This window comes from uncultured Polaribacter sp., from assembly GCF_947503855.1.
Taxonomy (GTDB): Bacteria; Bacteroidota; Bacteroidia; order Flavobacteriales; family Flavobacteriaceae; genus Polaribacter.
Genome location: NZ_CANNFF010000024.1, coordinates 1 through 1,597 on the forward strand (window position 1 = coordinate 1; position 1,597 = coordinate 1,597).

The following is a 1,597-nucleotide window of genomic DNA, read 5'->3' on the forward strand; positions in this document are numbered from 1 at the left end:
CGGTGCTTTCAATACTCCGTCACCCCATCGCAATTATAAGAAGTACAGGAATATTAACCTGTTATCCATCGACTACTCCCTTCGGATTCGCCTTAGGACCCGACTAACCCTCAGCTGATTAGCATCGCTGAGGAAACCTTAGTCTTTCGGTGTGCGGGTTTCTCGCCCGCATTATCGTTACTTATGCCTACATTTTCTTTTGTAACCACTCCAGCATGCCTCACAGCACACCTTCTACGCAGGTTACAATGCTCCCCTACCACTTTAAAAGTCCATAGCTTCGGTAATATGTTTATGCCCGATTATTATCCATGCTCGACCGCTCGACTAGTGAGCTGTTACGCACTCTTTAAATGAATGGCTGCTTCCAAGCCAACATCCTAGCTGTCTGGGCAGTCAAACCTCGTTTTTTCAACTTAACATATATTTGGGGACCTTAGCTGATGGTCTGGGTTCTTTCCCTCTCGGACATGGACCTTAGCACCCATGCCCTCACTGCTGAGAAACATTTTATAGCATTCGGAGTTTGTCAGGAATTGGTAGGCGGTGAAGCCCCCGCATCCAATCAGTAGCTCTACCTCTATAAAACTTTTACTCAACGCTGCACCTAAATGCATTTCGGGGAGTACGAGCTATTTCCGAGTTTGATTGGCCTTTCACCCCTACCCACAGGTCATCCAAAGACTTTTCAACGTCAACTGGTTCGGTCCTCCACTATGTGTTACCACAGCTTCAACCTGCCCATGGGTAGATCACTCGGTTTCGCGTCTACTACTACTAACTAAAGCGCCCTATTCAGACTCGCTTTCGCTACGGCTCCATATCTTAAATATTTAACCTTGCTAGAAACAGTAACTCGTAGGCTCATTATGCAAAAGGCACGCCGTCACACATAAATGTGCTCCGACCGCTTGTAGGCGTACGGTTTCAGGTTCTCTTTCACTCCCTTACTTAGGGTTCTTTTCACCTTTCCCTCACGGTACTAGTTCACTATCGGTCTCTCAGGAGTATTTAGCCTTACCGGATGGTCCCGGTGGATTCATACAGGATTACTCGTGTCCCGCACTACTCAGGATACCACTATCAATAACTTCGCTTACTTTTACAGGACTATCACCTTCTTTGGTCTGTATTTCCAAACAGTTCTAATTCACTTAGCATCGAATATCGTGGTCCTACAACCCCAATATTGCCGTAACAATATTGGTTTGGGCTAATCCGCGTTCGCTCGCCACTACTAACGGAATCACTATTGTTTTCTCTTCCTCCGGTTACTTAGATGTTTCAGTTCACCGGGTTTGCCTCCTTTCGGATACTATGTCTTCAACATAGTGGGTTGCCCCATTCGGATATTTACGGTTCATAAGGTATGTGCCCCTCACCGTAACTTTTCGCAGCTTATCACGTCCTTCTTCGCCTCTGAGAGCCTAGGCATCCGCCATACGCCCTTACTTAACTTATTGTACTTTTTGCTGTGATATAAATATCACAACGAGCTCTTTTATATTTTTATAAAAATTGTCTAAAATATCTCTATTTTAAACTCTCTATCTTATTTGATTCTTACGATATCATTTTACCAATATGTCAATGAACT

1 rRNA gene is annotated in these 1,597 nt (G+C 44.5%); it reads right to left on the minus strand.

Annotation, left to right across the window (positions count from 1 at the left end):
• A 23S ribosomal RNA gene (locus tag Q0662_RS11885) occupies nt 1-1,463 on the minus strand; the annotation flags it as partial.
• Nucleotides 1,464-1,597 lie beyond the last annotated feature (134 nt).